Origin of the sequence: Streptomyces sp. NPDC052107 (assembly GCF_040680215.1) — a bacterium.
Classification (GTDB): Bacteria; Actinomycetota; Actinomycetes; order Streptomycetales; family Streptomycetaceae; genus Streptomyces.
The window spans coordinates 127116-154070 of record NZ_JBFAWG010000003.1 but is presented as its reverse complement, the minus strand read 5'-3'; the positions used below and the strand labels follow the sequence as shown (position 1 = coordinate 154070).

The 26955-nt window shown below is 70.7% G+C and carries 21 protein-coding genes and 3 pseudogenes; 15 read left to right on the top strand and 9 right to left on the bottom strand.

Annotated elements, in window-relative coordinates:
* Window positions 1-12: 12 nt before the first annotated feature.
* The 4 genes from AB0M27_RS04455 to AB0M27_RS04440 all read left to right on the top strand — a co-directional run bounded on the left by AB0M27_RS04455 (window position 13) and on the right by AB0M27_RS04440 (window position 6072).
* Window positions 13-3153, top strand: a complete 3141-nt coding sequence (locus tag AB0M27_RS04455; protein WP_365717810.1) for a molecular chaperone Hsp90 — start codon at window positions 13-15, stop codon at window positions 3151-3153.
* A 133-nt stretch (window positions 3154-3286) separates the two neighbouring features.
* On the top strand, window positions 3287-4045 hold the full coding sequence (locus AB0M27_RS04450; protein ID WP_365717808.1) for a calcium-binding protein: 759 nt from the start codon (window positions 3287-3289) through the stop codon (window positions 4043-4045).
* Between the two features lie 136 nt (window positions 4046-4181).
* Window positions 4182-5111 (top strand): hypothetical protein, encoded by a 930-nt coding sequence (locus AB0M27_RS04445; RefSeq protein WP_365717806.1) that lies wholly within the window; start codon window positions 4182-4184, stop codon window positions 5109-5111.
* 130 nt (window positions 5112-5241) lie between these two features.
* Window positions 5242-6072: a hypothetical protein gene (locus tag AB0M27_RS04440; RefSeq protein ID WP_365717804.1), complete on the top strand. Its 831-nt coding sequence runs from the start codon at window positions 5242-5244 to the stop codon at window positions 6070-6072.
* Window positions 6073-6200: 128 nt separating this feature from the next.
* Here the strand turns inward: AB0M27_RS04440 and AB0M27_RS04435 are convergent, their stop codons facing one another.
* Window positions 6201-8597, bottom strand: a complete 2397-nt coding sequence (locus tag AB0M27_RS04435; RefSeq protein WP_365717803.1) for an HAD-IC family P-type ATPase — start codon at window positions 8595-8597, stop codon at window positions 6201-6203.
* A 46-nt stretch (window positions 8598-8643) separates the two neighbouring features.
* Window positions 8644-8910: a DUF2530 domain-containing protein gene (locus AB0M27_RS04430; protein ID WP_365717801.1), complete on the bottom strand. Its 267-nt coding sequence runs from the start codon at window positions 8908-8910 to the stop codon at window positions 8644-8646.
* Between the two features lie 171 nt (window positions 8911-9081).
* Between AB0M27_RS04430 and AB0M27_RS04425 the strand changes: the two genes are divergently transcribed.
* On the top strand, window positions 9082-10533 hold the full coding sequence (locus AB0M27_RS04425; RefSeq protein ID WP_365717799.1) for an NCS2 family permease: 1452 nt from the start codon (window positions 9082-9084) through the stop codon (window positions 10531-10533).
* Between the two features lie 22 nt (window positions 10534-10555).
* Here AB0M27_RS04425 and AB0M27_RS04420 read toward each other — a convergent pair whose 3' ends face one another.
* On the bottom strand, window positions 10556-10738 hold the full coding sequence (locus AB0M27_RS04420) for a BrnA antitoxin family protein (protein WP_228624546.1): 183 nt from the start codon (window positions 10736-10738) through the stop codon (window positions 10556-10558).
* A gap of 154 nt (window positions 10739-10892) precedes the next feature.
* Between AB0M27_RS04420 and AB0M27_RS04415 the strand changes: the two genes are divergently transcribed.
* The 3 genes from AB0M27_RS04415 (at window position 10893) to AB0M27_RS04405 (ending at window position 14021) form a co-directional block, all read left to right on the top strand.
* Window positions 10893-11330 carry a MarR family transcriptional regulator gene (locus tag AB0M27_RS04415; RefSeq protein WP_365717797.1) on the top strand — a complete coding sequence of 146 codons (438 nt, stop codon included), beginning with the start codon at window positions 10893-10895 and terminating at the stop codon, window positions 11328-11330.
* Window positions 11331-11356: 26 nt separating this feature from the next.
* Complete coding sequence (locus AB0M27_RS04410) at window positions 11357-12703, top strand: MFS transporter (protein ID WP_365717795.1); 1347 nt, start codon at window positions 11357-11359, stop codon at window positions 12701-12703.
* Between the two features lie 127 nt (window positions 12704-12830).
* Entirely contained in the window at window positions 12831-14021 is a 1191-nt protein-coding gene (locus tag AB0M27_RS04405) for a TIGR03118 family protein (RefSeq protein ID WP_365717793.1), read from the top strand.
* Window positions 14022-14055: 34 nt separating this feature from the next.
* Here AB0M27_RS04405 and AB0M27_RS04400 read toward each other — a convergent pair whose 3' ends face one another.
* Window positions 14056-14577, bottom strand: coding sequence for a GNAT family N-acetyltransferase (locus tag AB0M27_RS04400; RefSeq protein WP_365717791.1), 522 nt, complete (start codon window positions 14575-14577; stop codon window positions 14056-14058).
* 39 nt (window positions 14578-14616) lie between these two features.
* Between AB0M27_RS04400 and thpR the strand changes: the two genes are divergently transcribed.
* Window positions 14617-15189 (top strand): RNA 2',3'-cyclic phosphodiesterase, encoded by a 573-nt coding sequence (thpR, locus tag AB0M27_RS04395; protein ID WP_365717789.1) that lies wholly within the window; start codon window positions 14617-14619, stop codon window positions 15187-15189.
* A 166-nt stretch (window positions 15190-15355) separates the two neighbouring features.
* Here thpR and AB0M27_RS04390 read toward each other — a convergent pair.
* The 4 genes and pseudogenes from AB0M27_RS04390 to AB0M27_RS04375 form a co-directional block, all read right to left on the bottom strand.
* Window positions 15356-16352: pseudogene (locus tag AB0M27_RS04390) on the bottom strand (aldo/keto reductase).
* Window positions 16353-16430: 78 nt separating this feature from the next.
* On the bottom strand, window positions 16431-16730 hold the full coding sequence (locus AB0M27_RS04385; protein ID WP_365717787.1) for a putative quinol monooxygenase: 300 nt from the start codon (window positions 16728-16730) through the stop codon (window positions 16431-16433).
* A gap of 25 nt (window positions 16731-16755) precedes the next feature.
* Window positions 16756-17349 carry a Uma2 family endonuclease gene (locus tag AB0M27_RS04380; protein WP_365717785.1) on the bottom strand — a complete coding sequence of 198 codons (594 nt, stop codon included), beginning with the start codon at window positions 17347-17349 and terminating at the stop codon, window positions 16756-16758.
* An 87-nt stretch (window positions 17350-17436) separates the two neighbouring features.
* Window positions 17437-18120, bottom strand: coding sequence for an SGNH/GDSL hydrolase family protein (locus AB0M27_RS04375; RefSeq protein WP_365717783.1), 684 nt, complete (start codon window positions 18118-18120; stop codon window positions 17437-17439).
* A gap of 113 nt (window positions 18121-18233) precedes the next feature.
* On the opposite strand from AB0M27_RS04375, the gene AB0M27_RS04370 reads away from it, so the two are divergent.
* The 4 genes and pseudogenes from AB0M27_RS04370 to AB0M27_RS04355 form a co-directional block, all read left to right on the top strand.
* A complete protein-coding gene (locus tag AB0M27_RS04370; protein WP_365717781.1) occupies window positions 18234-19214 on the top strand; it encodes a WD40 repeat domain-containing protein in 981 nt (326 codons plus the stop codon).
* 108 nt (window positions 19215-19322) lie between these two features.
* A complete protein-coding gene (locus AB0M27_RS04365; protein ID WP_365717779.1) occupies window positions 19323-19730 on the top strand; it encodes a hypothetical protein in 408 nt (135 codons plus the stop codon).
* Window positions 19676-20413: pseudogene (locus tag AB0M27_RS04360) on the top strand (caspase family protein); the annotation flags it as partial. The gene AB0M27_RS04365 and the pseudogene AB0M27_RS04360, both read left to right, overlap by 55 nt.
* A 603-nt stretch (window positions 20414-21016) precedes the next feature.
* Window positions 21017-21205 (top strand): annotated as a pseudogene (locus AB0M27_RS04355) (hypothetical protein); the annotation flags it as partial.
* Between the two features lie 72 nt (window positions 21206-21277).
* Here the strand turns inward: AB0M27_RS04355 and serC are convergent.
* Window positions 21278-22396 (bottom strand): phosphoserine transaminase, encoded by a 1119-nt coding sequence (gene serC / locus AB0M27_RS04350; protein ID WP_365717777.1) that lies wholly within the window; start codon window positions 22394-22396, stop codon window positions 21278-21280.
* A gap of 157 nt (window positions 22397-22553) precedes the next feature.
* Here serC and AB0M27_RS04345 point away from each other — a divergent pair, with 157 nt between their 5' ends.
* Together AB0M27_RS04345 and AB0M27_RS04340 are read left to right on the top strand one after the other, a co-directional pair.
* Entirely contained in the window at window positions 22554-25487 is a 2934-nt protein-coding gene (locus tag AB0M27_RS04345) for an FAD-binding and (Fe-S)-binding domain-containing protein (protein WP_365717775.1), read from the top strand.
* Window positions 25488-25750: 263 nt separating this feature from the next.
* Window positions 25751-26872, top strand: a complete 1122-nt coding sequence (locus tag AB0M27_RS04340) for a peptidoglycan bridge formation glycyltransferase FemA/FemB family protein (RefSeq protein WP_365717773.1) — start codon at window positions 25751-25753, stop codon at window positions 26870-26872.
* Window positions 26873-26955: the final 83 nt, after the last annotated feature.

Sequence of the window (26955 nt, the reverse complement as noted above, 5' to 3'; positions counted from 1 at the left end):
GGATGGGTAAGCGTGAGCAGCAAGTACGTGCGGCCGGCGGCCGAGGGTGCCGATCCCTTCGGAACGGCCCGGCTGCGCCGTGGTGTCCTCGACGCCTGGGCCACCAGCGCCGCCCGGTTCCGTGAGGACGCCAACGCCGAGGAGGACCTGGTCCTCGGCGGCTACCGCGACCGGCTCGTCGTCGAGCTGGCCCAGAACGCCGCCGACGCCGCCGCCCGGGCGCGGGTGCCGGGGCGGCTCAGGCTCACCCTCCGGGACGGGGTCCTCGTCGCCGCCAACACCGGTGCCCCGCTGGACGCGGCCGGAGTGGAGTCGCTGTCCACGCTGCGCGCCTCGGCCAAGCGGGACATCGATGCCACCCAGGGGGCCGTCGGGCGGTTCGGCGTCGGGTTCGCCGCCGTGCTCGCGGTGACCGACGAACCCGCGATCGTGGGCCGGCACGGGGGTGTCCGCTGGTCCCTCGGCGAGGCGCGGGAACTGGCCGCCGACACCGCACGGCACAGCCCAGGGCTCGGGGACGAGATCCGGCGCCGGGACGGTCATGTGCCGCTGCTCCGGCTGCCGTTCGCCGCCGAGGGCACCGCCCCGGACCCGTACGACACCGCCGTCATCCTGTCCCTGCGCGACGCGGCCGCCGCCGATCTCGCCGAGCGGCTGCTGAACTCCGTCGACGACGCGCTGCTCCTCGCCCTGCCGGGCCTGGAGGAGGTCGTCGTGGAGGTCGGCGGCGAGGCGCAGCGTGTGCTGCGGCGCCGTACCGAGGGCGCCGTCGTCGTCGTGGAGGACTCGCGCGAGGGAGTCACCCGGTGGCGCACCGCGGCCGCCCATGGGCCGCTCACGCCCGATCTGCTCGCCGACCGGCCGGTGGAGGAGCGGCTGCGGCCTCACTGGTCGGTGACCTGGGCCGTACCCGAGGACGAGGGCGGGCGTCCGGTGCGGCCTCGTACGACGTCCGTGGTGCACGCACCCACGCCCAGTGACGAACCCCTCGGCGTTCCCGCTCTGCTCATCGCCTCCTTCCCTCTCGACACCACCCGCCGGCACACGGCTCCCGGGCCGCTCACCGACTTCCTGGTGCAGCGCGCCGCCGACGTCTACGCCGAACTGCTCGCCGACTGGCGGCCGGTGACGGACGCGATCATCGACCTCGTACCGGGACCGCTCGGCAAGGGCGAGCTGGACGGAGCGCTGCGGCAGGCCGTGCTGGAGCGACTGCCGCGCACCGTCTTCCTGCCCCCGGCCGTGGTGTCGAAGGCGGACGACGACCACGAGCTTCCTCAGGCGCTGCGTCCCAGGGACGCGGAGATCGTGGAGGGTGCCGGGGCCGCGACCGTGCGGGTGCTCGCCGAGGTGCTGCCCACGCTGCTGCCCGCCGGTCTCGAACGGCGCGTGGAGCTGCGCACCCTCGGGGTCGCCCGGCTGCGGCTCGCCGACGCCGTCGACCGGCTCGCCGGTCTGGAGAAGGACCCCGACTGGTGGTGGCGGCTCTACGACAGCCTCGCCGGGGTCGATCCCGAGCGGCTGTCGGGGCTGCCGGTGCCGCTGGCGGACGGGCGGACCACCATCGGGCCCCGGCAGATCCTGCTGCCCACCCCGGACGCCGCCCGGATCGACGCGGACGTCCTCGGCCGGCTCGGGCTGAAGGTGGCCCACGAGGACGCCGCGCACCCGCTGCTGGAGAAGCTCGGCGCGCTGCCCGCCACCCCGCGTGCGGTGCTCACCACCCCGCAGGTGCGGGCCGCCGTCGCCGCCTCGCTGGACGAGGAGGGCGCGATCGGGGGCTGGGAGGAGGACGCTCCGGACGCGGAGGAGCTGGCCGAGACCGTGCTCGGGCTGGTGCGGGACGCGGGCCTGGAGCCCGGGGACGAACCCTGGCTCGGCGCCCTCGCCCTGCCCGACGAGGACGGGGAACCGGCCCCCGCCGGGGAACTCGTCTTCCCCGGCAGCCCGTTCGCCCGCGTGATCCGCGAGGGTGAACTGGCCGCCGTCGACCACGACTTGGCCGACAGGTGGGGCGAGCAGCCGCTGGCCGCCTGCGGTGTGCTCGCGAACTTCGCGCTGGTCCGGGCCACCGACGTCGTCCTCGACCCGGACGAACTGGAGCCCCGGGAGAGCGACTTCGCCGAGCCCGACGACGCCGGATTGCTGGACGCCGTCGACGTGTGGTGCGAGGACATCCTCGACCGCTTCCCGGACAGCCCGGTGCCCCCGGTCGCCACCGAGCTGGTCGCCGTACGCGATCTGGACCTGGTGGACGACGAGCGCTGGCCGCAGGCGCTCGCGCTGCTCGCGCAGCCGCCGCTGCGGGACGCCCTCACCCAGCCGGTGCGCGTCCTGCTGCCCGACGGCACGCACGAGATCGTACGGCCGTACACGGCATGGTGGCTGCGCGGGCACCCCGTCCTCGACGGGCGCCGGCCGGCCGGTCTGCTCGCGGCGGGCGGTGATCCGCTGCTGCACGGCTTGTACGACGAGGCCGACGCGACCGGGTTCGAGGACGAGCAGGTGCTGCGGGCCCTGGGCGTGCGCACCTCCGTCGCGGCCCTGCTGGACGAGCCCGGCGGTGCCGCCGAGCTGCTGGACCGGCTGGCCGACCTCGACCGACCCGTCACCGCAGCCCAACTGCACGGTCTGTACGGGGCGTTGGCGGAGCTGGACCCGGAGCAGGTGACGCTGCCGGACGAGCTGCGGGCCGTGGTCGACGGCCGGGTGGAGGTCGTGGACGCGGGGGAGGCGGTCGTGGTCGACTCGCCCGATCTGCTGCCGTTCACCGACGGGGTCGCGCTGCTGCCGGTGCGGCCGTCCCGCGCGGCCGAGCTGGCGGAGCTGTTCCAGGTGCGGCGGCTGAGCGAGTCCGTCACCGGCGAGGTGCACTCCGAGGGGGCCGAGCACGACGTACCGGAGTCGGTGCGGGTGCTGCTCGGACCGGGTACGCCCGAGACCCATGTCGAGCACGAGGAACTGGTGGTGGACGGCGTGGAGATCGACTGGCGGCTCACCGACGACGGTGTGCTGCACGCGGCCACCCTGGAGGGGGTCGCCGCGGGGCTCGCGTGGGCGGCCGGTCAGTGGCCGCGGCGCTTCGAGGTGGCGGCTCTGCTGGAGGACCCGTCGCGGACGGAGGAGTTGGCCAGGGACCGCTGGTTCGACTGACGGCACCCCGGAGCATTCGCCTCCACAATTCTCTTACGAAATCTTCAACTTACGTACAACCGTTCCCCTGTGTGCCGAGTCTGACCCACCGGAGTCAACCGGCTCACCGATCACTACGCACGCAGGGGAACACATGCGTATTCGCGCCTCTGTCGCCGTCGTCGGCGGCGCTCTGGCCCTGTCCGCCCTCGCCGTCCCGGCCGCGCAGGCCGACGGCGGCTACGGCGACGCCAAGATCACCAAGGTGGTCGTGGACGGCGACAACAAGGTGTCCATGGGTGTCTCCAGCCCGGTCGCCATCAAGGTCAGTGTCACGGCCACCGACAACTCGGGCATCCAGGACGCCGAGTACTTCACGCTCAACGGGCCCGACTACGGCATCGAGACGACCGGCAAGCCCACGTGCACGGCCGTCAACTCCACCACCTCCACCTGCACCGCCTCGGTGACGGTCGACCCGAAGGTCGACTACTACAGCAACAAGAACGCCGGTACCTGGTACGTCGACGCGTTCGTCAACGCCAAGGACGGCGACTTCGTCTGGAGGGAGAAGGCCGGTTCCTTCTGGTTCCAGCGCGCCGCCAAGCTCACCGTCAACGCCGCCCCGGAGCCGGTGAAGAAGGGCGGGACGCTCACCGTCACCGGCGCGCTCACCCGCGCCAACTGGGAGTCGCTGAAGTACGGCGCCTACGGCTCGCAGCCCGTGAAGCTCCAGTTCCGCAAGAAGGGTTCGAGCACCTACACCACGCTGAAGTCCGTCACGGCGGACTCCAAGGGCAACCTGAAGACCACCACCACGGCGACCGCCGACGGCTACTACCGGTTCTCCTTCGCGGGCAACTCGACCACCTCCGCGGTCAGCGCCGCCGGTGACTTCGTCGACGTGCAGTAGCCACCCGGTTAATCCGCCGGAAACTCACGGCTTCATCCGTACAACCACTCCATTCCTTCACGGGTCTCACCACGCGAGTCGACTGACTCCTTGGTCATTTGGACCCCGTGTCCACTTTCTCCACACAGGGGAACGCATGCGCATACGTGCCACTGTGGCCGCCGTCTCCGGCGCCCTGGCCCTCTCCGCTCTCGTCGTGCCGGCCGCCCAGGCCGCCGGCGGCTCCGCGACGCCGTCCAAGGCGGACATCCTGAAGATCCGTGAGGCCGCTGAGGCCGCCTCCTCCGGAAAGACCGCGTTCGCCGCCTCGGACGACACCGACGCGCCGTACCCGCTGGACGTCACCTTCTCCAACTTCAAGATCGCCGGTGCGGTGAAGGTCGGAACGACCAACCACGTCTCCACCACGGTCACCTACACGATGACCCACGGCACGGACGTCGACATCACCGCCGACGACTTCTTCACCGGCCCCTACATCTACAAGGGCTCGTACGACACGCCGGACAACATGCTGTTCGGCGACTACCCGGCCACCTGCACGGCCACCTCGTCGACCACCGCCAGCTGCAAGGGCAACATCGACGTCTACCCGGCCGACGGCGAGCTCTTCAACTCCGACGCGGGTACGTGGCACGGCGGGGCCCTCGCCATCGCGTACAACGGCCAGGACCCGAGCAGCCCCGACTTCGACATCACCAAGGTCGGTTACGCCGACCAGGGCGGCCTCGGCACCACGCTGGTCCAGCGCTACTCCAAGCTGACGGTCAACGCCTCGCCGGAGCCGGTGGCGAAGGGCAAGACCATCACGGTCACCGGCAAGCTCTCGCGGGCCAACTGGGAGGACAACCAGTACCACGGCTACACCAACCAGTACGTGAAGCTGCAGTTCCGCAAGTCCGGCTCCAGCACCTACACCACGCTGAAGACCATCAAGTCGGATGCCACCGGCAACCTGAAGACCACGGCCACCGCGTCGGTCGACGGTTACTGGCGCTTCTCCTTCGCGGGCACCACGACCACCCCGGCGGTCAACGCCACGGGTGACTTCGTCGACGTGCGGTAATGGATCAGTAAGCGCGGCACAAAATCTGGTCCGCGGGGGCAACGGCCGTACAACCGGAGGTCTCCCTCGCGGATCTGATCGCGTGAGTCAACCGACTCCACGATCACTTCTCCCTCCAGGGGAAACGCACATGCGCATACGTGCCACCGTGGCCGCCGTCTCCGGCGCCCTGGCCCTCACCGCCCTCGCAGTCCCGGCCGCCCAGGCCGTCACCGACTCGGGCGCCCCGTACACCCTGAACGCAAGCTTCTCCAACGTCTCGATCGCCAAGTCGATCAAGGTGGGCACCACCAACGAGGTGACCGTCGCGTACTCGTACACGCTGACGCACGGCACCGACGTCAACATCGCCGCCAAGGACTTCTACACGGACGCCTTCCTCTACCACGGCACCTACAGCGACACCGCCCCCGAGCTGTACGGCGACAACCCGGCGACCTGCACCGCCACCTCGTCGACGACGGCCACCTGCAAGGGCTCCATCAACATCTACCCGGCCGACGGCGACCTGAAGAACGCCTGGGCCGGCAGCTGGAGCGCGGCCGCCGAGGCCGTCGCCTTCAACGGCCAGGACCAGCAGAACCCCGACATGAGCAAGGTCGGCTTCAAGGACCAGAGCGGCCTCGGCACCAGCCTGGTGCAGCGCTACTCCAAGCTGACGACCACCGTGAGCTCGACGTCCGTCTACAAGGGCAAGAGCGTCACGGTGTCGGGCAAGCTGACCCGGGCCGACTGGGAGCACCACACGTACAACAACTTCGGCGGCCAGCCCGTCAAGCTCCAGTTCCGCAAGGCCGGCACGAGCACGTACACCACGATCAAGACGGTGACCACCGACACGTACGGCAACGTGAAGACCACCGCCACCGTGAACTCCAGCGGTTACTGGCGCTACTCCTTCGCGGGCGTCTCGACGACCCCGGCGGTCAGCGCCACGGGCGTCTACGTCGCGGCGAAGTGATGATGTAGCGCCCCCAGGGGCGCGGGGAACCGCGCGACCGGCCACCACGGTCGCGCGGTTCCCCACCGGCGCAAGCCGATCCGGGCCGGACCGACCCAGGGGGATTCCCTGGGCAAGCACACCGACGACTAGTCGGAAAAGCGGCGGTCGACCCACTTCCACAGCAACTCCAGGGCGGCCGCCGCCGCCACCGCGATGCCCACGGCGGTCCACGGCATCGTGACCCCCACCAGCTTCAGCGCGAAGAAGCCCTGCAGCGCGGGGACGGCCAGGACCAGCAGGAACGCCACTCCCATAGCGGCCACCAGGGTCACCCGCCACCAGGTGTAGGGGCGGGCGATGATCGCCAGGATCCACATGGAGACCAGGAAGAGGGTCAGCGTCGCCGCGCTGGTCTCCGCGTCCAGTTGGCCGTTTCCCGTGTAGTAGTCACGGGCGACCAGGTACGTCACGAAGGTCGCCACCCCCGCCACCACCCCGCCCGGGATCGAGTACCGCATGACCCTGCGCACGAAGTGCGGTTTCGCCCGCTCCTTGTTGGGCGCCAGGGCCAGGAAGAACGCCGGGACGCCGATGGTGAGGGTGGACAGCAGGGTCAGGTGCCTCGGCAGGAAGGGGTAGGCGACCTGCCCGCACACCACCAGGACGGCCAGCAGCACCGAGTAGACGGTCTTCACCAGGAACAGCGTCGCCACGCGCGTGATGTTGCCGATCACCCGGCGGCCCTCGCCGACCACCGACGGCAGGCTCGCGAAGCTGTTGTCCAGCAGCACGATCTGCGCCACCGCCCGCGTCGCCTCCGAGCCGGAGCCCATGGCGACCCCGATGTCGGAGTCCTTCAGCGCGAGCACGTCGTTCACGCCGTCGCCGGTCATCGCGACCGTGTGCCCGTGCGACTGCAGCGCCCCGACCATGTCCCGCTTCTGCCGCGGGGTGACCCGCCCGAAGATCGTCCCCCGGTCCAGCGCGTCCGCCATCCCCGCCCGTTCGGCGGGCAGGTGCCGCGCGTCCACCGTCGTACCCGCCAGGCCCAGCTTGGCGGCGACCGCGCCGACCGAGACCGCGTTGTCGCCGGAGATGACCTTGGCGCCGACGTTCTGGTCCGCGAAGTAGCGCAGGGTGTCGGCGGCGTCCGGCCGCAGCCGCTGTTCCAGGACGACGAGGGCGGTGGGGCGGGCGCCGCGAGCCGGCTCGGGGTCGTCCAGGTCGCGGCTCGCCCGGGTCAGCAGCAGCACCCGCAGGCCCTGCTCGTTGAGGCGCCCGGTCTCGGCCAGGGCCGGGTCGCCGTCGGCGAGCAGGACGTCCGGGGCGCCCAGCAGCCAGGTGCTGATCTCGCCGTCGGCCTCGCTGAACGCGGCCCCGCTGTACTTGCGGGCCGAGGAGAAGGGCACCGACTCCACGCAGCGCCATTCCTCGGTGTCCGGGTAGGCGTCGATAATGGCCTGCAGGGAGGCGTTGGGGCGCGGGTCGGACTCGCCGAGGGCGCCGAGCACCTTGCGTACGTACCCCTCGTCGGCCCCGTCGAGCGACCGTAGCTCGGTGACGTCCATGCCGCCCTCGGTGAGCGTGCCGGTCTTGTCCAGGCAGACGGTGTCGACGCGGGCCAGCCCCTCGATCGCCGGCAGCTCCTGCACCAGGCACTGTTTCCGGCCGAGCCGGATGACCCCGATGGCGAAGGCGACCGAGGTGAGCAGGACCAGCCCCTCCGGGACCATCGGGACGATGCCGCCGACCGTGCGGGCGATGGAGTCCTTGAAGCCGTTGCTCTGGACGACGAGCTGGGTGACGACGAGTCCGACGGCCGCCGGGACCATCATCCAGGTGACGTACTTGAGGATCGTGGAGATGCCGGTGCGCAGCTCGGAGTGGACCAGCGTGAAGCGGGAGGCCTCCTCGGAGAGCTGGGCGGCGTAGGCCTCGCGGCCGACCTTGGTCGCCTGGAAGGCGCCGCCGCCCGCGACGACGAAGCTGCCGGACATGACCGGATCGCCGGGGCGTTTGACGACGGGGTCGGCCTCACCGGTGAGCAGCGACTCGTCGATCTCCAGCCCGTCGGCCTCGACGCAGACGCCGTCCACCGCGGCCTTGTCCCCGGGCCCGATCTCGATCAGGTCGTCCAGCACGATCTCGCTGGTGGCCACCTCGGTGGCGGTGCCGTCCCGGCGTACCGTCGGCCGGGCCTCCCCGATCACCGCGAGCGAGTCGAGGGTCTGCTTGGCCCGCCACTCCTGGACGATCCCGATGCCGGTGTTGGCGAGGATCACGAAGCCGAAGAGGCTGTCCTGGATCGGCGCGACGAAGAGCATGATCACCCAGAGCACGCCGATGATCGCGTTGAACCGGGTGAGGACGTTCGCCCGGACGATCTCGCCCAGCGACCGGCTGCTGCGCACCGGTACGTCGTTGACCTGGCCGCGGGTGACGCGCTCCGCGACTTCGGCACCGGTCAGCCCTGCCGACCTGGTCATCGGCAGGGCCACCGGATGCACGGGGTCGAGTTCCGCGCCCGCGTCTATGTGGGTCATGTCATCGACGGTACGTGCGGATTTGCCCGCCTGCCCGCTTTACGAGTTACTCGGCCGCCGTCGACTGCAGGGCGGCCGCCCGCTTGATCGCCGCGTCCCGCTTGCGTACGTACCAGATGCCGATCAGCCCCAGCCCGCCCCCGGCCAGGCAGGTCCACAGCCACCACAGATGCCCGTGGTCCTGGAACCAGCCGTAGAAGGGGAGCTGGACGAGGAAGAGGACGAACCAGACGATCGTGCCGCCGGTGATGGTGGCGACCACGGGGCCCTCCAGGGGCTCGGGCGCCTCGTGCTTGGGGGTCCACTTGGCCATGGGGCACAGCTTACGAGGCGACTGCTTCCCCATCGCTTTCCGATCGGTCTACGCGCGGAGATAGCGATCTCGCGCTTATATGTTCATACTGAAACCGTTTGTCTTTGGCCGCTTCTGTTCGTATGAAACTCCAATGGGCTCGGGGGAACCCCGTCGGTGATGAGGTCCCGCATGTCCACCTCGGCTCCCGCCAAGGTCCCCACCCCCGAAATCCCGGGCGGTGCGCCCGCCCAGGGCGCCCTCGACCGTTACTTCAGGATCTCCGAGCGCGGCAGCTCCGTCGCCCGGGAGATCCGCGGTGGTTTCGCCACCTTCTTCGCGATGGCGTACATCATCGTGCTGAACCCGATCATCCTCGGCAGCGCGAAGGACATGTACGGGCACCACCTGGACAACGGCCAGCTGGTGACGGCGACCGCGCTGACGGCCGCGTTCACCACGCTGCTGATGGGTGTCATCGGCAACGTCCCGATCGCGCTCGCCGCCGGGCTCGGCGTGAACTCGGTCGTCGCGCTCCAGCTGGCGCCCCGGATGTCCTGGCCGGACGCGATGGGCATGGTCGTCCTGGCCGGGTTCGTGGTCATGCTGCTGGTCGCCACGGGTCTGCGCGAGCGCGTGATGAACGCCGTGCCGTTCGGGCTGCGCAAGGCGATCTCGATCGGTATCGGCCTGTTCATCATGCTGATCGGCCTGGTCGACTCCGGCTTCGTCACCCGGATGCCGGACGCCGCCCAGACCACCGTCCCGGTCCAGCTCGGCGTGGGCGGCCATCTGCACGGCTGGCCGGTGCTGATCTTCATCCTGGGCGCGCTGCTGACCTTCGCGCTGATCGTCCGCAAGGTGCCGGGCGCGATCCTGATCTCGATCGTCGGCATGACCGTCCTCGCGGTGATCATCAACGCCGTCACCACGATCCCGTCCTGGGGTTTGACGGTGCCGAAGTGGCCGGGCAATCCGGTCGCCAGCCCCGACTTCGGCCTGGTCGGCCAGGTGAGCCTGTTCGGCGGCTTCTCCAAGGTCGGCGTGCTGACCGGCGTCCTCTTCGTCTTCACGGTCCTGCTGTCGTGCTTCTTCGACGCGATGGGCACGATCATGGGCGTCAGCGACGAGGCGAAGCTGACCGATGCCGAGGGCTACATGCCGGGCATCAACAAGGTCCTGTTCATCGACGGCCTCGCGGTCGCGGCGGGCGGCGCCAGCTCCTCCTCGGCCACCACCGCGTTCGTGGAGTCCACGGCCGGTGTCGGCGAGGGCGCCCGCACGGGCCTCGCCAACGTCGTCACGGGCGGCCTCTTCGCCGTCGCGCTGTTCCTCACCCCGGTCGCCACGATGGTCCCGTCCCAGGCGGCGACCCCGGCGCTGATCGCGGTCGGTTTCCTGATCCTGTCCAACTCGATCAAGGAGATCGACTGGGCGGACTACACCATCGCGATCCCGGCGTTCGTGACGATGCTGTTGATGCCGTTCACCTACTCGATCACCAACGGCATCGGCATGGGCTTCATCACCTTCACCGTGCTGCGCCTGGCCGCCGGCCGGTTCCGGGAGATCCCGGCCGCGATGTACGTCGTCTCGGCGGTCTTCGCCTTCTACTACCTGATGCCGGCCCTGGGCCTGACCTGAGCCTTCTGCGGTTTCTACGGTGTCAGGTGACGCCGTAGAACCGCTCCGTCTCCTCGACGGCGGCCTGGAACCGCTCGTCGAAGTCGTCCCGGATGAGCGTGCGGACCACATAGTCCTGCACGCTCATTCCTCTTTTGGCCGCATGGTGCCGGAGTCTTTCGAGCAGCTCTCCGTCTATGCGCAGGCTGAGCACACTGGTCCCCATGCGTACGAGGGTCGCCATATTCGGCCACCCCATGCGTCACTTTCAGGAACCGACTCACTCATATGGGTGATCGATCGGTTCAGTGGCGGGTATCACGGGCATTCGGGCGTGCCGCGGTGGTCTTTAGGGAGGGTAATGAGTTACTCTAAGGAACATGCCGGACCTCACCCATGGCGACGACGCTGCCGCCGTGAACTCCCTCCGCTCCGCCGTGATGCGGTTGTCCCGTCGGCTCAAGCACCAGCGGGTCGACGAGTCGCTGAGCCCCACCGAGATGTCGGTGCTCGGCACCCTGGCCCGCTGCGGCTCGGCCACCCCGGGCGAGCTCGCGCGCAAGGAGCACGTCCAGCCGCCGTCGATGACCCGCATCGTCGCGCTGCTCGAGGCCAAGGGGCTGGTCCGGCTGGAGCCACACCCCGAGGACCGGCGCCAGAAGGTCGTCACCCAGACCGAACAGGCCGAGGTGATGCTCGAGGAGAGCCGCCGTAAGCGCAACGCGTTCCTGGCCGGCCTGGTCGAGGGCCTCGACCAGGACGAGTGGGCCAAGCTGCGCGCCGCCGCCCCCGTGCTGGAGAAGCTCGCACACCTGTAAGCCGCTGCCTGAGGAGGCGAACTCGTTTGAGTACGGGATCCGGAACACCTTCCGCCCCCGCACCGACCGCCACTACTACCCCCACCGCCCGCAAAGGCTCGATGTTCAGCTCGCTGAAGATCCGGAACTACCGCCTCTTCTTCATCGGCCAGGTCGTCTCCAACACCGGCACCTGGATGCAGCGCATCGCCCAGGACTGGCTCGTCCTCAGTCTCACCGGCTCCTCCGCGGCCGTGGGCATCACGACGGCCCTGCAGTTCCTGCCGATGCTCCTCTTCGGCCTCTACGGCGGAGTCCTGGTCGACCGCCTCCCCAAGCGCCCCACGCTGCTGGTCACGCAGGCCTCCATGGCCCTGACGGGCCTGGCGCTCGCCTTCCTCACCCTCACCGGCCACGTCCAGGTCTGGCACGTCTACGTCGCCGCCTTCGCCGTCGGCCTCGCAACGGTGCTCGACAACCCGGCCCGCCAGTCCTTCGTCTCCGAGATGGTCGGCCCCGAGCAGCTGCAGAACGCGGTCAGCCTGAACTCGGCCAACTTCCAGTCCGCCCGCCTGGTCGGCCCCGCCGTCGCCGGTGTGATGATCACCGGTGTGGGCACCGGCTGGGCGTTCCTCGCCAACGGCCTGTCCTTCGTCGCGCCCGTCGCCGGTCTGCTGCTGATGCGCGCCCGTGAACTGCACGTGGTCCAGCGTGCGCCGCGCGGGAAGGGCCAGCTGCGGGAGGGCCTGCAGTACGTGGCGGGGCGCCCCGAGCTGATCTGGCCGATCGTCCTCGTCGGCTTCATCGGCACCTTCGGCTTCAACTTCCCGGTGTGGCTGTCGGCCTACGCGGGCGGCGTCTTCCACTCCGGCGCCGGCTCCTACAGCCTCTTCAACACCCTGATGGCCGTCGGCTCCCTGTGCGGCGCCCTGCTGGCCGCCCGGCGCGGCACGGCCCGGCTGCGCGTCCTGATCGCCGCCGCGCTGGCCTTCGGCACGCTGGAGGTGGTGGCCGCACTGGCCCCGTCGTACTGGCTGTTCGCGCTGCTCATGGTCCCGATCGGGGTCTTCGGCCTGACGGTCAACGTCACCGCGAACACCACCGTGCAGATGGCCACCGACCCGGCCATGCGCGGCCGGGTGATGTCCCTGTTCATGATGGTGTTCATGGGCGGCACGCCGCTGGGCGCGCCGGTCGTCGGCTGGATCACCGACACCTACGGCGCCCGGGTCGGCTTCGCCCTCGGCGGCCTGGTCTCGGCCGTGGCCGCCGCCGGTATCGGCCTGGTCCTGGCCCGCATCGGCGGTCTGCGACTGGCGGTGGGCTGGCATCACGGTCACCCGCAGGTCCGCTTCGTACCGCGCGAGCGGGAGCAGTTGGCCACGGCGGCTTAGGGGTCACCGCTGCCTGTGTCCGTACAGATGTGCGGCTGCGTGTCGATCGCCGGTGTGATTGGCGCGGTATGAGATTACTTCTTCCTGTACGCCCCATTTGGCACCTGTATGGGACAGGAGCATCTGCATGGCATCACAGGTTTCGACCCCGAGATCCCGCTCCCGCGTGCGGCGGCTGGCGGCGGTCGCGCTGACCCTCGGTACGGTCGGCGCGCTCGCCGCCGCCGTGCCGTCCGGGGCCGTGGGCGCGCCACACCGTGCCGACCACGGCTTCCGTGAGCGCGATCTCGTCTCCGACCAGGCGAACACGGCGGAGCTACAGGACCAGAACCTGGTCAACCCCTGGGGCCTCGTCCGCACGCCGAGCGATGCGATCAGGGTCGCGAACAACGGAACCAACACGTCCACGGTGTACACGGGCGCGCGGGACAACCGGCCGGTCATCGCCCTGTCTCCCGTCATCCAGCTCCCCCAGGACGCCGACCCCACCGGGATCGTGCGGAACGACACCGACGACTTCCGCTTCACCCGCTCCGGAACCTCCGGCCCCGGACCGTCCCGCCCCGCGCGGTACATCTTCGCCGGGGAGAACGGCGGCCTCTTCGCCTTCAACGCGAACGTGGATCCGACGCACGCCGTCCAGGTCGTCCAGGAGGACGACGCCGTCTTCAAGGGCCTGACCCTCGTGGACTGCGAGAAGAAGCACGAGAAGGGCACGGGGTACGGCCAGGGCGGCTCATGCGACCGGCGGGAGCCACGCCTTCTCGTCGCGAACTTCCGTGACGCGCGCATCGACGTCTTCAACTCCCGCTTCGTCCGGCTGAACCAGCCCGCCGGCGCGTTCCGGGACCCGAACATCCCCGCCGGGTTCGCGCCCTTCGACGTCAAGGACATCGGCGGCAGGATCTTCGTCACCTACGCCAAGCAGGACGCGGACAAGCACGACGACGTCCCCGGTCCGGGCAACGGCTTCATCGACGTGTTCACCACCAAGGGCAAGCTGATCAAGCGCTTCGCGAGCGACAGGAAGCTCAACTCGCCCTGGGGCCTGGAGGTCGCGCCCAGGGGGTTCGGGAAGTTCGCCGGTGACCTGCTCGTCGGCAACTTCGGGGACGGCCGCATCCACGCCTTCGACCTGAACAGCGGCCGGTTCGAGGGAACCCTGAGGAACCGCGACGGGAAGCCGATCGAGATCGAGGGCCTGTGGGGGCTGCAGCAGGGCACCGACCGGTCCGGCGGCAGGGACAGCGTCTGGTTCGCCGCGGGCATCGATGACGAGCAGCACGGGCTGCTCGGAACGCTGCGTGCCGAGCGCTGACCCGTCGGCCGGGCGGGGGGTGCTCGCCGGGCGGTCACAGCCGCCGGGCGAGCACCTGTCCCGGCCAGTCGTTCTCGCCGGCGGTGTACGTCTCCGTCGGCGTGAAACCGTTCGCCTCGTAGTAGGCGACGAGCCTGCGGTCGCCGCCCGCGTAGCAGTCCACCCGCAGCAGGCGGACACCGGCCCGGCGGGTCACCTCGGCGGCGTGGGCGAGCAGCGCGGCCCCGGCCCCTCGTCCCTTGAACCGGCGGTCGGAGGCGAGCCAGTGGATGTACCGCTCGGGCTCGCCGGGCGACGGCAGATGCGACAGGTAGGCGCCGGGCGCGTCCGTGAGGGTGAGGGTGGCGGCCGGCACGCCGTCGATCCCGGCGATGTACGTGGTGCCCTTCTCCATGAACCCGGCGACCGATTCCGCCACCCTCGGGTTCTCCGACAGCGGCTTGGTGCCCCACTGCTCGGTGCGCCCGTGTGAGACCAGCCACTCCACACTGCTGTCCAGCATGCCGAGTATCGCGGGGATGTCGTCGGGGCCGCCTTCGCGGATGGTGATCGTCATGGAGCCATCCTGCCCGCGCGGGTCTGCCAAGGTGAAGGCATGAGACTCTTCGCCGCGGTGCTCCCTCCGGAGCACGTCGTCCATGAACTCGCCGTCGAAGTCGCCAAGTTGAAGCGCCTTCCCGGAGCGGAGCGGCTGCGCTGGACCAACCGCCCGGGCTGGCACTTCACCCTCGCCTTCTACGGCGAGGTCGCCGACGACCTCGTACCCGACCTGTCGGACCGCCTGGCCCGCGCGGCCCACCGTACGGCGCCCTTCGACCTGGCTCTCTCCGGCGGCGGCCAGTTCGGGCACGGCAAGGCCCTGTGGACCGGTGCCTACGGAGAGGTGGAGGCGATGCGGCTGCTGGCCGACCGGGCGGAGGCGGCGGCGCGGAAGGCGGGCGTGCCGATGGGGGAGCACCGGCGGTACAAGGCCCACCTGACGGTGGCGCGGAGCCGGGACTCGGTGGACGTCCGGCCGTATGTCGATCTGCTCCGCGAGTTCACCAGCGGGACCTGGACGGTGCACGAGCTGGTGCTGGTGCGGAGCAATCTGCCGCGGTCGGGGGTGGCGGGGGAGCAGCCGCGCTATGAGGCGGTCGCCCGCTGGGCACTGGGTGCCTCCGGTTAGGCTCGAATACGTGGACCCGAAGACCCGGAACCGGATCATGGCCGGTGTGCTTGTGCTGATGTTCGTGGTAGTGGCTGTCTCGGCGGCCGTCAGGTAGCGGTTCGACGGCGGAGCCGCATACGGATGCAGCCCCGCCGCCCCTACGGCGCGCCGACCCCTCCCGGAACTACCAGGCGAAGGCCTCCGGGGACGGGCCCGTGCCCGGGAAGATCTCGTCCAGGCCCGCCAGCAGCTCCTCGCTCAGCTCCAGCTCCGAAGCCCTGACCGCGGACTCCAGCTGTTCGGCCGTACGCGGACCGACGATGGGACCCGTGACACCCGGGCGGGTGAGCAGCCAGGCCAGGGCCACCTCGCCGGGCTCCAGGCCGTGCTTTTCGACCAGGTCCTCGTACGCCTGGATCTGGGCGCGGGCGGCCGGATCCTTGAGGGTGTCGGCGGCCCGGCCGGTGGCGCGGCGGCCGCCCTGGACCTCCTTCTTGATGATCCCGCCGAGCAGGCCGCCGTGCAGCGGCGACCACGGGATGACCCCGAGGCCGTAGTCCCGCGCGGCCGGGATGACCTCCATCTCGGCGCGGCGCTCGGCGAGGTTGTACAGGCACTGCTCGCTGACCAGGCCGATGGTGCCGCCGCGGCGGGCGGCGATCTCGTTGGCCTGGGCGATCTTGTAGCCGGGGGAAGTTGGAGGAGCCGGCGTAGAGGATCTTGCCCTGCTGGACCAGGGTGTCGATGGCCTGCCAGATCTCCTCGAACGGGGTGCTGCGGTCGATGTGGTGGAACTGGTAGAGGTCGATGTAGTCGGTCTGCAGCCGCTTCAGGCTGGCGTCCACGGCCCGGCGGATGTTCAGCGCGGAGAGCTTGTCGTGGTTGGGCCAGGCGGCCTCGCCGTCGGCGGCCATGTTGCCGTAGACCTTGGTGGCGAGGACGACCTTGTCGCGGCGCCCGCCGCCCTGGGCGAACCAGTTGCCGATGATCGTCTCGGTGCGGCCCTTGTTCTCGCCCCACCCGTACACGTTCGCCGTGTCGAAGAAGTTGATGCCCGCGTCCAGCGCCGCGTCCATGATGATGTCGCTGTCGGCCTCGTCGGTCTGCGGCCCGAAGTTCATCGTCCCGAGGACCAGTCGGCTGACCTTGAGTCCCGTGCGTCCAAGCTGCGTGTACTTCATGGTTCTCTAGCCAACGGCTTGAAGTGCGCTCGAAGCAAGGGCTTTCGGGAGGAGCGGGCTCACATGTGTCGCGCGGCCTCAGAGACCGAGTCCGCCCGCGATCGCCAGTTCCTGCCTGGTGAACTCGCCCGTCAGCATGGGCATGGCCTTCGCGATCGCCGCGCGGGCCTCCGGCAGCTCCAGGGAGGCGTCGTGGTGTTCCTTGCTGCGCCAGACCTCGGTCACCCGGATCGTCACGTCGTCCTCGTCGGCGAGGCCCACGATGTACGCGTGGCAGCCGGCCGCGCGGAGGCCTTTGGCGGCGCCGAGGAGGATGGCCACGACCTCGTCGCGCGAGCCGGGGGCGGTCTTCATGGAGGCGATGCAGCCGTAGGTCATGGGCGGCACTCTGCCATCGGGGGTGTCAGTCGCGGGGAAAGTCTTCGGTTTTGAGGACCAGGTCGACCACGGTGCCGATCAGGTCGATGTCGGTGCCGAAGTCCACCTTCGTCGGCTCGTCGTAGTCGCCGTCCTTGGGCTCGGTGTAGACGTGGCACCGTCCCTGGTAGGGATCGGCGATGACGTAGACGGGGACCCCGGCCTCCGCGTAGGCGGTCCTCTTCGGGCCGTAGTCGTTCTGAGCCGTGCCCTGGGAGATGACCTCGGCGACGAACTCGACGTCCTGGTAGCGCCAGTGGCCCGTGTCGTCCGGCTTTGCCGAGCTCTTGAGCAGGGCGACGTCCGGGCAGAAGCCGTTTTCGTGGCCCGGGAAGTCGATGCGGACGTCCGAGAACACCTTGACCTTCCTCCCGAACCTGTCCTCGAGAGCCCAGAAAAACTCGCGGATGATCAGCCAATGAGTATCCCGGTGTGGCGTCATATGCACGCTGCCCCCGACGATCTCGACCCTGTATCCCTCGGGGACGGGCATGCGCTCAAGACGCTCGAACCACTCGTCCAGACGCTTGGTGTTGGCGTCGGCGTCGGCCATCTCGATCCTGTCTTCAAGGACGGTCATCGTGGCGCTCCTGCCCGGCTGCCCACGGACGAGTGCAGCCGCGCGGTTCAACGATACGCACGGTGACCATGAGACGCCGGAAATCGGTCAACCTGTTCCGGCCGCGTACGCCTGTCCGACTCCCCACGCCTCCCACATCGCCCCCGCGAACGCCCCCGCGATCCGGTGCTCCCCGCTCGCGTTGGGGTGCGTGCCGTCGTAGGTGTCGACATGGATGTCGTACGACTCCGGCCGCGAGGCCAGCAGAATCGGCGATCGGGGCTCGTCCAGGTCGGCGACCGCCTTGGCGAGCAGGACGTTGAAGCAGTCGACCTCCTCGGCGAAGGACGCGTCCGCCTCGGCCCGTATGTTCGGGATCACCGGCAGCAGCACCATGCGGATGCGCGGCCTGGCCTCACGGGCCCCCGCGACAAAGGCGCGCACGTTCTGCGCCGTCTGCTCGGCGTCGGTGTAGAAGCCCAGGTCGATGAGCCCGAGGGAGACCAGCAGCACGTCCGCCCGGTGCTCCCGTACCGCCTCGCCGATCAGCGGAGCCATGTGCAGCCAGCCCTCGCCCCAGCCGGCCAGGTGCCGGCGGGGGAAGCCGGGCTCGGCGTAGGCGTGGGACGTCGGGGCGTCGGCCGCCTTGTCGTACAGCTCCTCGCGCGGGCCGACGAAGGTGAACGGGCCGTTGTGCGTGTCGCACAGATGCCGCCACAGCCGGTAACGCCATGTGTGCTCGCCCGCGCTCCCGATCGTCATGGAGTCACCTACGGGCATGAACCTAAGCATCCGGTCATGATGGACGATCACGCCCACCGATGGGATGTGAGGCCCACCACGTCCGGCGGGCCCCGGCGGGAGCATGCCGGGTGAACCCCGGAAGTGAATGGCAATCTTGAGACATGCGTCGATCGTCCGCCGTCCTCGCCGGGTTGCTGCTCGCCGGCGCCTGCGCGCTGCCCGCCTCCGCCGCCGCGAGTGCCGGCGGGGACGGCGACCAGGGGTTCACCTTCAAGGATCCCCGGGTCTCCGAGTCGAGCGGGCTCGCCGCCTCCCGTCTCCACCCCGGAATCTACTGGACGCACAACGACAGCGGCGACGGCCCGCACATCTACGCCGTGGACAGCCGGACCGGGAGGACCGTCGCCCGGATCACCCTGCGCGGCATCGGCGCCCCGCGTGACGTCGAGGCCATCTCCATCGGGCCGCACAACGAGATCTACCTGGGCGACATCGGCGACAACCTCGGCGGCAAGTGGCCGTACGTGTGGATCTACCGGCTGCCCGAGCCGAAGGAGCTGAAGGACCGGACGGTCACCGCCACGCAGTACGTCGTGAAGTACGCGAACGGGCCGCGCGACGCCGAGTCGCTGATCGTCCACCCGAAGACCGGGCGGGTCTACATCATCGACAAGAAGGAGGACGGGGGTCACCTGTACGAGGGCCCGGCCACCCTGTCCGCCTCCGGCGCGAACATCTTCAAGCCGGTCGCCACCGTCGACCTCTGGGCCACGGACGCCGCCTTCTCACCGGACGGCCGGCAGCTCGTCGTGCGCGGATACTTCGGCGGGATCTACTACGACTGGAACGGCGGCCGGATCAAACGCGAGGGCCGCCTCGACGTGCCCCTCCAGGGACAGGGAGAGGGCGTCTCCTACTCCGCCGACGGGACCGAGCTGCTGTACAGCAGCGAGGGTGCGGGCAGCGAGGTCGTGGCGAAGAACGCGCCCGGCGGCTCGGCGTCCCATTCCCCTTCGGCAAGCGGCAGTTCGGGATCCGCGTCCTCAGGGGTGAGCGGCGACGGCCTGAAGATCGGCGCCGCCGTCGCCGCCGTCGGCCTGGCCGCCCTGTTCGGGTTGCGGCGGCTGCGGCGCGGGAGTTGAGCCTGCCAGCGGCCCGGTCCCGGGAAGCGGCGGTCCCCCGGTGCTGTTGCCTCCTACGATGAACCCGGGTCATGGACCGGGCGACCGGGTGAAGGGGGGCCGAGACGCATGGAGTTCGTCATCGGGATCGGGGGAGGAACGGCGTCCGGCGAGGGGCTCGAGGCATCCTTGCGGCGCTGGCTCGCCGCCGATCCGGAGCTGCGCGGAGAGGTCGCCGTCGTCGCGCCGCCCGGGCTGCCCGCACCCGGCGCCATGGGCGGCGGGGGCCTGGACGTCGTCAACGTCGTGGTGAGCAACGCCATCGCCCTCGGTTCCCTGCTCGTCGCCCTTGCCGGCTGGCGTTCCGCCCGCCCGCGGCCGCCGCAGCTCACCCTGGAGCGGAACGGCGTCGTGGTCACCGTGCACGACGCCTCGCCGGAGACGGTCGAGCAGGTCCTCGCCCTGTTCGCCGGAACCCCCGAATGCGCCGAGACCCCCGAATCCGTGGCGTCCGGCACGGACCGGGACGACGCCTAGCCGTGGTCTCCCTGTCCGATCCGGCCCGCTCCCAGGCCGTGCTGGTGGGCGTGCACGAGTACGCGGTACTCGAGGACCTGCCCGCGGTGGCCCGCAATCTGCGGGGGCTGCGCGAGGTGCTGACCGATCCCGGCGTGTGGGGGCTGGCCGAAGGGGCGTGCACCGTGATCGCGCAGCCGTCGAGCCCCGACCGGGTGCTGGACGTCGTACGGGAGAAGGGCCGCCTGACCGAGGACACCCTCCTCGTGTACTACGCGGGGCACGGCCTGACCGATCCGCACACCGACGAGCTCTACCTCGCGCTGACCGGGTCCGACCCCGAACGCGAGTACACCGCGCTGCGCTACGAGTATCTGCGCCGGGTCGTCCTGGACCTCGGCACCCGCGCCAGGCGCACCGTCGTGATCCTCGACTGCTGCTACAGCGGGCGCGCCCTGATCGGCCGGATGAGCGCCAGCGCGCACATCGCCGACCAGGCGGTGGTCGAGGGGACCTGTCTGCTCACGGCCTCGGCCGAGACCCGGCCCGCGCTGTCGCCGCCGGGCGAGACGTACACCGCGTTCACCGGCGAGCTGATCCGCGCGCTGCGCGACGGCGTAGCCGAGGGACCCGATCCGCTGGACATGGACACCCTCTACCGGCATGTGTATCAGCGGCTGGCCGCCCGTTCCCGCCCGCTGCCACAGCAGCGCAGCCGCAACACCGGGGGACTGATCGCGATCGCGCGGAACCGGGCCGTGCCGGGGGCGGCCGGGCCGGAAGAGGAGGAGCTGGCGGCCCGTCGGCGGGAGGCCGCCGAGCGCCTGGCCGAGATGGAGGAGCGCGCGGAGCGGCTGCGCCAGGAGACGGAGGAGCTGCGACGCGCGGCCGAGGAGCGGGCCCAGCGGACCCTGGAGACCGCTCAGCGCCTCGCCAAGGCGATCGCCGCCACACCCGGGAGCGACTTCGCGCCGTACTGGTTCGCGGTGCCGCTGCCGCGTCCGATGTTCGGCGAGGACGGCTCACTGGAACCGGTCGCCGTGCTGCACCCGGGGATCTGGTACCTGGCGTTGGGGCGGCGCGGGGACGCCCTGGTGGTCACGGACGAGGACAGCCGTGGTCTGCTGCTCGACACCGGTGGTCTGGAAATCGGTTCGGTCCCCGGGGACGCGGTGTCCGTGGGCGCCACTCTGGACGAACCCCTCACCGGCACCGTGGAGACCGCGCGGGAGCGTGCCATGCGGAACCTGCAGAGCGCCGCGCAGCTGGCCGGGGCCGTCGCCGCGCCGCCCGAACCGGGCACCGGGCCTTTCTGGTTCGCCGTTCCGGAGCTGCGCCCGATATGGAGCGAGGACGGCAGCTTGCGGGTAGTCGCGCAGCTGGCGCCGGGCGTTTGGTACCTGGCCGTCGAGCAGCGTGCCAACGCTCTGGTGGCCCAGGCCCAGGACGGGCGCAGGGGCCTGCTGCTGGACACCACCGGGATCCAGCGCGGCTGACGCGGGGACAGGTGCGATGAAGGGCGCCCCGCGGTACTGCTCTGGGCGCCCTTCACTGTGGTACCCGAGAGGTCAGAGCTTCTCGATCACGTAGTCGATGCAGTGCGTCAGCGCCTCGACGTCCGCCGGGTCGATCGCCGGGAACATGGCGACGCGGAGCTGGTTGCGGCCGAGCTTGCGGTAGGGCTCGGTGTCGACGATGCCATTGGCGCGCAGGGCCTTGGCGACGGCGGCGGCGTCGATCTCGTCGGAGAAGTCGATCGTGCCGATGACCTGCGAGCGCTTGGCCGGGTCGGTGACGAACGGGGTGGCGTACTTGGACTCCTCCGCCCAGGAGTACAGGCGGGTCGAGGAGTCCTTGGTACGGGCCGTGGACCAGGCCAGGCCGCCCTGGCCGTTGATCCACTCCAGCTGCTGGTTCAGCAGGAACAGGGTGGCGAGGGCCGGGGTGTTGTACGTCTGGTTCTTGCGGGAGTTGTCGATCGCCGTGGGCAGCGAGAAGAACTCCGGGACGTGGCGGCCGGAGGCGTGGACGCGCTCGGCGCGCTCGATCGCGGCCGGAGAGAAGATGCCGATCCACAGGCCGCCGTCGGAGGCGAAGGACTTCTGCGGGGCGAAGTAGTAGACGTCCGTCTCGGACACGTCGACCGGGAGGCCGCCGGCGCCGGAGGTGGCGTCCACGAGGACCAGGGAACCGGAGTCCGCGCCGTCGACACGCTTGATGGGCATCGCGACGCCCGTCGAGGTCTCGTTGTGGGTGAAGGCGTACACGTCGACGCCCGCCTCGGCCCGCGCCTCGGGGTGGGTGCCGGGGTCGGTGGAGATGACGGTGGGCTCGGCCAGCCAGGGGGCGAGCTTGGCGGCCTTGGCGAACTTGGAGGAGAACTCGCCGAAGCTCAGGTGCTGGGACTTGTTCTCGATGACACCGTGGGTGGCGATGTCCCAGAAGGCGGTCGAGCCGCCGTTGCCGAGGATCACCTCGTAGCCCTCGGGCAGGGAGAACAGTTCGGAGATGCCCTCGCGGACCTTGCCGACCAGGTTCTTGACGGGCGCCTGGCGGTGGGAGGTGCCGAGCAGGGAGCTTCCGGTCGCGGCGAGGGCGTCCAGCGCCTCGGTACGCACCTTGGAGGGGCCCGCGCCGAAACGTCCGTCGGCGGGCTTGATGTCAGCGGGAATCTGGATGTCGGCCACGAGTCGGAGGGTATCGCGGTGGGCGAAACCGGGCAGAGCAGTGTCCGTCGGATGAGACGAGATCGCCGGTCACTGAACTTGTGAACTTGTACAACGATATGCGCGGGGCTGTGGAAATCTCCCGGTGACTGTCCGTGAGCGGATGCATCCTGGACGCATGACGGATCACTCGGGTCTCGAAGCGGAGCTGCGCGGCGCCGTCCGGGGCGAGGTCGGTTTCGACACCACCTCCCGGGCGCTGGTCACCATGGACGCGTCCAACTACCGGCGTGTCCCGGCGGGCGTCGTCGCCCCGAGAGACGCCGACGACGTGGCCGCCGTGCTGGAGGTCTGCCGGACCCGCGGGGTGCCGGTGGTGGCGCGCGGCGGGGGCACCTCGATCGCCGGGCAGGCGACCGGCACCGGCGTGGTGCTGGACTTCACCCGGCACATGAACGGCCTGCTGGAACTGGACCCCGGCACCCGAACGGCCGTCGTCCAACCGGGGCTCGTCCTCGACCTGCTCCAGGAGGCCGCCACCCCGCACGGGCTGCGCTTCGGCCCGGACCCGTCCACGCACAGCCGGTGCACGCTCGGCGGGATGATCGGCAACAACTCCTGCGGCTCGCACTCGGTCGCCTGGGGCACGACCGCGGACAGCGTGCGGGAGCTGTGCGTCCTCACGGCGCGCGGGCACCGCCTGCGACTCGGCCGGGACTGGGCCGGGGCACCGGACGGGCTGCGCGAGCTCGCGGAGGGGGAGTTGGCGCGGCTGCGCACCGGCTTCCCGGAGCTGCCCCGCCGCATCTCCGGGTATGCGCTGGATGCGCTGCTGCCCGAGAAGGGCGCCGACGTCGCCCGCTCCTTCTGCGGTTCCGAGGGCACCCTCGGCATCCTCACCGAGGCCGTCGTCCAGCTGGTTCAGGCCCCACGCGCGCGTGCCCTGGCCGTGCTGGCGTACGGCGACGAGAGCGCCGCCGCCGAGGCCGCCGCCGGACTCCTTCCGCTCGGCCCGTTGACCGTGGAGGGCATGGCGGCCGACCTGGTGCGTTCGCCGGCCGGGCTGCCCAAGGGGGGTGCCTGGCTGTTCGTGGAGACCGGCGGGGAGTCGGCGGCCGAGGCACACGCGCGTGCGGAGGACATCGTCCGCGCGGCCGACGTGATCGACTCGCTGGTGGTGACCGACCCGGCCGCCCAGCGGATCCTGTGGCGCATCCGCGAGGACGCGAGCGGTACGGCCACCCGTATGCCCGACGGCAGTGAGGCCTGGCCCGGCTGGGAGGACTGCGCGGTGCCGCCCGCCCGGCTCGGCGCCTACCTGCGCGACTTCCGGGGGCTGCTGTCGGCGCACGGCCTGCGCGGCACGCCATATGGTCACTTCGGCGACGGCTGCATCCACGTCCGAATCGACTTCGACCTGCTCACCGGGGCCGGTATCGGCCGCTTCCGCCGCTTCTCCGAGGAACTGGCCGACCTGGTGGTGGAGCACGGCGGCTCCCTGTCCGGGGAGCACGGCGACGGACAGGCCCGCGCGGAGCTGCTCCCGCGCATGTACGGCGCGGAGACGGTCCGGCTCTTCGAACGGGCCAAGGCGGTCTGGGACCCCGACGACCTGCTCAACCCCGGCATGCTGGTCCGCCCGGCGCGGCTGGACGAGAACCTTCGCTTCTCGGTGCTGCCCCGCACCCCGGTCGACGTGGCCTTCGGCTACCCGGCCGACGAAGGCGACTTCCGTGCCGCCGTCCGTCGCTGCGTCGGCGTCGCCAAGTGCCGTACGACCACGGCGTCCGGGCCCGCCGTGATGTGCCCGTCCTTCCGGGCGACCGGCGAGGAGGAGCACTCCACGCGCGGCCGGGCCCGGCTGCTGCACGAGATGCTGGCCGGCGAACTGGTCACCGAAGGGTGGCGTTCGACCGAGGTGCGTGACGCCCTCGACCTGTGCCTGTCCTGCAAGGGCTGCCGCTCCGACTGCCCGGTCGGCGTCGACATGGCCACCTACAAGGCGGAGTTCCTGCACCACCACTACGCCGGCCGGCGCCGTCCCGCCGCGCACTTCAGCATGGGCCGACTGCCGCAGTGGCTGCGCTGGGTCGCCGTCACCCGCACGGCCCCACTGCTCAACGCCCTGGCCTCGATACGGCCGTTGGCCCAGGCAGGCAAGCGCCTGGGCGGGATCGCGGCCGAGCGGGAGATTCCCCGGCTGGCGACGCGGACGTTCACCGGCTGGTGGCGCGGACGCGGCAGGAAGTCCGCCCACGGCGGCGGCACCGGGGGGCGGGTGCCGTGGGGCTCGGGCCCGGGGGACCTGGTCGTGCTCTGGCCGGACACCTTCACCGAGCATCTGTCACCGGCTGTCGGCCGGGCCGCCGTCCGGGTGCTGGAGGCCGCCGGGCTGCGGGTGGCCCTGCCGCCGACGCTGCTGCCACGCGGGGGAAGGATCGGCGACGGCAGGACACGGTCCGCCACCGCGCTGCTCACCGCCCGCCGGGCCCGGGTCTGCTGCGGCCTCACCTATGTCTCCACCGGCCAGCTCGACCGCGCCCGCACGGTCCTGCGGCGCACGCTGGACCTGATGGAGCCGGTGCTGCGGGCCGGGGTCCCGGTCGTCGTCCTGGAACCGAGCTGTGCGGCGGCCCTGCGCACCGACCTGCCCGAGCTGCTGCACGACGACCCGCGCGCCGCCCGCCTCGCCTCGGCCGTCGTCACCTTCGCCGAGGCCCTGCAGCGGCACGCCCCGCACTGGACCCCGCCCGCCGTGGACCGTCCGGTCGCCGGACAGACCCACTGCCACCAGCACGCGGTGCTCGGCGACACCCCCGACCGCCGGCTGCGCGCGGCAGCGGGTCTCACCGGCGAGCTGAGCGGCGGCTGCTGCGGCCTCGCGGGCAACTTCGGCTTCGAGAAAGGCCACTTCGAGGTGTCCAGGACCTGCGCGGAGGAACAGCTCCTGCCCTCGGTCCGCGAAGCACCCGAGCAGACCGTGATCCTGGCCGACGGCTTCTCCTGCCGCACCCAGCTGGAGCAGCTGGCCGGCGTGCGGGGCCGGCATCTGGCGGAGGTGCTGGCGGAGGCGCTGGAGGGAGAGACAGGGGGAAGCGAGGAAGCCGGCTGATCGGTACGGGGCAGCGCAGGGCCCGCTGGACCGTCGCGTATGCGGTCGAGCGTCTCGGCGATGGCCCGGGATCCGGCCGGCCGGTTGACTGACGGCACACCACAGGAACCAGGGTCACTGGAATGCCGGCGGGTCTCTCGCAGGGCCGTAGGGCTGAGCTCTGCGGACAGCCGAGGGCGCCGACGGCCCGGGGAACCGGAGGACGGGCGGGGTGCTTCGTAGGGTGAGGTGAACTGCGATCATGTGATGTTCAAGGAGCGACCATGTCTCTCACCCTGCGGACCATCACCCGTGCCGAGCATCTCGCCTTCGTGGCGGGCCGGCCCTCCCTCAGCCATATGCAGGTGCCGTCGTGGGGGGATGTGAAGGCGGACTGGCGGGCGGAGAGCCTCGGATGGTTCGAGCCGGACGGGCGGCTCGTCGGGGCCGGGCTGGTGCTGCTCAGGCCACTGCCGAAGATCAGGCGGTATCTGGCCTATCTACCGGAGGGGCCGGTCATCGACTGGGACTCGCCCGAGCTGGAGCGGTGGCTGGAGCCGATGCTGGCCCATCTCAAGGGGCTGGGCGCGTTCTCGGTGAAGATGGGCCCGCCCGTGGTGACCCGGCGCTGGAGTCCCGAGGCGGTCAAGGCGGCGATCGCCGACCCGGACGCGCACCGGCTGCGGGACGTGCCGCCGACCTCGTCCGAACAGGGCGCCGTGGACCTGGCCGACCGGCTGCGCCGGATGGGCTGGCGGCAGACCGAGCCGGCCGGCGAGGAGGGATTCGCCGCCGGGCAGCCCCGGTATGTGTGCCAGGTGCCCTTCGCCGGACGATCGCTGGACGACATCCACCGGGGCCTGAACCAGCAGTGGCGGCGCAACATCAAGAAGGCCGAGAAGGCGGGCGTGAAGGTCGTCCCGGGCGGCTACGAGGACCTGCCGGTCTTCTACGGGCTGTACGCCGAGACGGCCCGGCGCGACCGGTTCATCCCGCGCCCGCTGCCGTACTTCCAGCGCATGTGGAGCGCGCTCACCGCCGAGGAGCCCGACCGGATGCGGCTGTACCTCGCCCACCACGACGGCGAGGTCCTCGCCGCGGCCACGATGCTGATCGTCGGCGGGCACGTCTGGTACTCCTACGGCGCCTCCACCGCCCGCAAGCGCGAGGTGCAGCCCAGCAACGCGCTGCAGTGGCGCATGATGTGCGACGCCCACGAACTCGGGGCGCACGTCTACGACTTCCGGGGCATCACCGACACCCTGGAGGAGTCCGACCACCTCATCGGCCTGCTCCGCTTCAAGGTGGGCGCGGGCGGCGAGGCCGTGGAGTACGTGGGCGAGTGGGACTTCCCGCTGAGCCGCCTCCTGCACAAGGCACTTGACGTCTACCTGACCCTGCGCTGACGCCGGATCACATGGCCCGCTGACGCCGTTTCACAAGCCTGCTCTCAGGTTCATAAGAGAACTCTCAGTTTCGCGCGGGTCTC